The organism is Methylomagnum sp. (genome assembly GCF_054333355.1).
In genome coordinates this window covers 1-4,086 of the sequence record NZ_JBTEKS010000384.1, presented here as the reverse complement: position 1 = coordinate 4,086, position 4,086 = coordinate 1, and the positions used below count along the sequence as shown (strand labels likewise).

Below are 4,086 nucleotides of genomic sequence, written 5' to 3'. Positions count from 1 at the left end.
AGCGCCTGCGCGAGTTGTCCTTCCTCAACTCCGGCGTGCGCATCACCCTCCAGGACGAGCGCGACGACAAGAGCGACCTGTTCGAGTTCGAGGGCGGCATCCGCGCCTTCGTCGAGCATCTCAATAAGAACAAAACGCCGCTGTTCGACAAGGTGTTCTACGTCCACACCGAGAAGGACGGCATCACCGTGGAAGCGGCCTTGCAGTGGAATGACTCCTATCAGGAGAACATCTACTGCTTCACCAACAACATCCCCCAGCGCGACGGCGGCACCCACTTGGCCGGTTTCCGGGGTGCCTTGACCCGCACCCTGAACCAGTACATCGAGGAACAAGGGCTGCTGAAAAAGCAAAAGGTCGAAACTTCCGGCGACGACGCCCGCGAAGGTCTGACCGCTATCTTGTCGGTGAAGGTACCCGATCCCAAGTTCTCCTCCCAAACCAAGGACAAGCTGGTGTCCTCGGAGGTGAAGCCGGTGGTCGAATCGGCCATGTCCGAGAAGTTTCAGGAATTCATGCTGGAGAACCCCAACATCGGCAAGACCATCGCCAACAAGATGATCGACGCCGCCCGCGCCCGCGAGGCCGCCCGCAAGGCCCGCGAGATGACCCGCCGCAAGAGCGCCCTGGACATCGCCGGATTGCCCGGCAAGCTGGCCGATTGTCAGGAGAAAGACCCGGCGCTGTCCGAACTGTTCATCGTCGAGGGCGATTCCGCCGGTGGCTCCGCCAAGCAGGGCCGCGACCGCCGCACCCAGGCGATCCTGCCGCTCAAGGGCAAAATCCTTAACGTGGAGCGGGCGCGGTTCGACCGGATGATTTCCTCGGAGGAAGTCGGCACGCTCATCACCGCCATGGGCTGCGGGATTGGCCGGGAGGAATATGACCCGGACAAGCTGCGCTATCACCGCATCATCATCATGACCGACGCCGACGTGGACGGCTCCCACATCCGCACCCTGCTGCTGACTTTCTTCTACCGGCAAATGCCCGAGTTGATTGAGCGCGGCCACATCTACATCGCCCAGCCGCCGCTGTACAAGGTCAAGAAGGGCAAGCAGGAGCAGTACGTCAAGGACGACAATGAGTTGAACAACTACCTGCTGCAAATGGCGCTGGAAAAGACCCGCCTCTACCCGGACGAAATCACGCCGCCGATTCAGGGGCAAGGCTTGGAGCAACTGGCGCGGGAATACCTGGCGGTGCGGACGGTGGTGGACCGGCTCTCCCATCGCTATGACGAGACCCTGCTGGATGCGCTGACCGAATTGCCCGCCCTGGACGCGGAGTCCATCGCGGATCGCCCGCACTGCGAGGCGTGGTTCGAGCGGCTGGCCGAGCGGGTCAACCGCCTGGAACCGGGGGCGCGTTTCAGCTTTGACCTAAGATTCGGCGAGCAGCCGGAGGATTTCCGCGCCCACGTCAGCAAGCGGCTGCACGGCGTATACAAGAACTTTGAGCTTAGCGCGGGCTTCTTTGGCTCGGGCGATTACCGGCGGCTGGCGGGTTTCGGGCATACCGCCGAGGGCTTATTCGGCCCGGACACCTACATCGCCGCCGACGAGAAGAAGGAACGGGTGCGCAACTTCAAGCAGGCGTTCGCCTGGATGATGGGCGAGGCCAAGCGCGGCCAGCACATCCAGCGCTACAAGGGCTTGGGCGAGATGAACCCGGAGCAGCTGTTCGAAACCACGCTGGATTCCAACACTCGCCGCCTGCTGCAAGTGAGGATCGAGGACGCCATCACCGCCGACGAGGTTTTCACCACGCTGATGGGCGATCAAGTGGAGCCACGCCGCGACTTCATCGAGAAGAACGCGCTGGAGGTGGCGAATTTGGATATTTAAGGCGGTTTCGGCCTGGACGAAAAAGGGGCGACCCGCCGGAGATGGAGCGCCTCTTTTTATGTGGATGAGGGGCTAAACGTGGTCGCCGGAAAAGAAAAGCGGTATAAATTCCAGCGCCTTGCAATCACTATCACGACAACCAGAGACAGAGAGCAGAGAGTCACGAATGGAACAAGAAGCAGCACAAATTAATGTAAACGACCTGATCCCCGTCGGTGCCTGGGGCGTTGGCGCGATTCACGGCCAAACACCCGCCGGTCCCACTTCGTATGTGGTCATGGCGCCTCGCGTGGAGCAAGACGAGGGCGAGGATGTTCCTTCGCTTCAACCCCTCGTGATGACGGTTGAGCTGGCGGAGCAGTTGATAAAGATGCTGAGCCACCAGGTGGGCATGATTAAGGCCAACGACCCGTTTGGCGGACTTCCGCCAGCGCCGTTGGTGATGTAAGCGCCACTCTAGGCACCCAACAAGAAAGCCCGCTTCGTGCGGGCTTTTTTGTGGCCTGACTTTGCATCGTTCCCACAAGGAGCGTCACTGACATTGAGTTGTGGCGAGACGGGTTGGTGCGTTTTCGGTGGTCATACGGGGGGATGGCTTCTGCGAGAACCCGTTAATGCCTGATGAGATGTTCATCAAGTTCGCGGTAAGCCGGAAACGCGGTATCGAGACTCGCCAAACGAGCATCAACCTGAATGGCCGTCGCAATGATTATTCGGTCCAGCGGATCGCCATGGTGTGGCGGCAAATGCCCGGCCCGCCGAGCGATGGCGGCATCCACCGGCATAACCGCGATGTCCGCGCCGACCGTGGCGCGTTTGATCCAGTCATCGACTTCCCGGTTGAGCCTAATTCTTCCCCTGTGCGCCCCGTAGGTGAGTTCGTAGATGGAAACCGCCGATATGGTTATGCGGTTGTCCTGATCTTCAACGATTTCCGCCAACCTCTTTGGCAGACGGTCATCCTGTTCCACCCACCAAATCCAGACGTGGGTATCAAGCAGCACCAACGAATCGGCGTTCACCGGAACGCCTCCGGGTCACCGGCAATCTGGCGGGCGGTGCGGTCGTGGAATTCTTCCCATTCGGCTTCTGTGAATAGCGATTCGGTCGGGTCGCCTACCCAGGTGACGCTGCCTTTCAGTTCGGGCGGCGGGGCGCGGCGGCGGCGGGGCGGGGCTTCCGGGCTGGCGTCGGGTTGTTCGACGAGGACTTTGATTCTGAGGCGGGCATCGGGCGGGGGTGTTCCCAGCCATTCGATTTTGCCGTGGTCGTAGATGGCTTCGTAGGTTTTCAGCATGGCGCAATCTCCTGGGGTTTTGAATTCGCCGTGAAGCGACATTATGCCCCCAAGGGAGGGGGAAATAGCCTTGGAGTCCAAAGCTTGCTTTGGATGAGGTCGGAAACGCCAAAAGCAAGCATTGGACTCCACGAGGGCGCGGCTTGGCGTCTGGAGTCCGAACTTCAGTTTGGACGAGTTCTGAATGCCCCCGTGGCCCGTCCAAACTGAAGTTCGGACTCCAGGGCGGCTTGATGGCGGTGACGCAAGGCGCGGGAACGATCAGGCCGGTTGTTAGCGATGCGCGGCGGGCTGTTACAAAAGGCTTTCATCCACCACAATAGCCCGACTATCCTGCCCGCCGTTTGGAGCCTGCCGTTATGTCAAATTCTGATGATTTCGCTCGTGCCCTTGCGCTTATCGAAAAGGAAAAACTGGAGAAAACCGGAGACCTCAATCTTCGAGAGCTTTATCTAACGGAATTGCCCAAACAATTAGATGAGTTAGCATGGCTAAAGGAACTCGGTTTTTATGGAGAAATAACGGATGTTTCCATTTTGAAAAATCTCAAACATCTACAATCTCTCAATTGCGGAAGAAATCAAATTTCTGATTTATCACCCCTAGCAAAACTGAGCCAGCTAGAATCACTTGATTGCCATCTTAATCCACTATCCGACCTAACGCCGATTGCAGGGATGCGGAATTTAATATCACTTGATTGCTCCTCAACTCAACTTCTCGATATATCGCCCTTGGCGGAATTACATAAACTCGAAAGCTTAACCATTAATAGAACAAAATTATCCGATCTGTCACCACTAGAGATGTTCCCAAATTATCATAAGTATATTGTTCACAATTGTTACTTTAAGGCTGTCAGGGTAAAATCAAGCAATATTTCCCTCAATCTTTCCTTAATGGCACTCCTACGATGATCTTTACCAGCCTCGACGACATCCG

Annotated in this window: 5 protein-coding genes; 3 read left to right on the top strand and 2 right to left on the bottom strand. The window is 57.5% G+C overall.

The genetic code is table 11. The features are described from left to right. Positions 1–1,847 (top strand): DNA gyrase subunit B (locus ACXWUF_RS19745; protein ID WP_458496295.1); only part of this gene is annotated, 1,847 nt, incomplete at its 5' end. Positions 1,848–2,013: 166 nt separating this feature from the next. Continuing rightward, positions 2,014–2,295 carry a hypothetical protein gene (locus tag ACXWUF_RS19740; protein ID WP_458496294.1) on the top strand — a complete coding sequence of 94 codons (282 nt, stop codon included), beginning with the start codon at positions 2,014–2,016 and terminating at the stop codon, positions 2,293–2,295. Positions 2,296–2,458: 163 nt separating this feature from the next. Here ACXWUF_RS19740 and ACXWUF_RS19735 read toward each other — a convergent pair whose 3' ends face one another. Together ACXWUF_RS19735 and ACXWUF_RS19730 are read right to left on the bottom strand one after the other, a co-directional pair. Further along, on the bottom strand, positions 2,459–2,869 hold the full coding sequence (locus ACXWUF_RS19735) for a type II toxin-antitoxin system VapC family toxin (protein ID WP_458496293.1): 411 nt from the start codon (positions 2,867–2,869) through the stop codon (positions 2,459–2,461). Next, positions 2,866–3,144 carry a hypothetical protein gene (locus ACXWUF_RS19730; protein WP_458496292.1) on the bottom strand — a complete coding sequence of 93 codons (279 nt, stop codon included), beginning with the start codon at positions 3,142–3,144 and terminating at the stop codon, positions 2,866–2,868. Before ACXWUF_RS19730 ends, ACXWUF_RS19735 begins: the two co-directional genes overlap by 4 nt. Before the next feature lie 359 nt (positions 3,145–3,503). On the opposite strand from ACXWUF_RS19730, the gene ACXWUF_RS19725 reads away from it, so the two are divergent. Then, positions 3,504–4,061: a leucine-rich repeat domain-containing protein gene (locus ACXWUF_RS19725; RefSeq protein ID WP_458496291.1), complete on the top strand. Its 558-nt coding sequence runs from the start codon at positions 3,504–3,506 to the stop codon at positions 4,059–4,061. Positions 4,062–4,086: the final 25 nt, after the last annotated feature.

Coding starts and splice junctions, on each gene's coding strand:
- ACXWUF_RS19725 (WP_458496291.1), top strand. CDS start 3,504: ATGTCAAATTCTGATGATTTCGCTCGTGCCCTTGCGCTTATCGAAAAG.
- ACXWUF_RS19730 (WP_458496292.1), bottom strand. CDS start 3,144: ATGCTGAAAACCTACGAAGCCATCTACGACCACGGCAAAATCGAATGG.
- ACXWUF_RS19740 (WP_458496294.1), top strand. CDS start 2,014: ATGGAACAAGAAGCAGCACAAATTAATGTAAACGACCTGATCCCCGTC.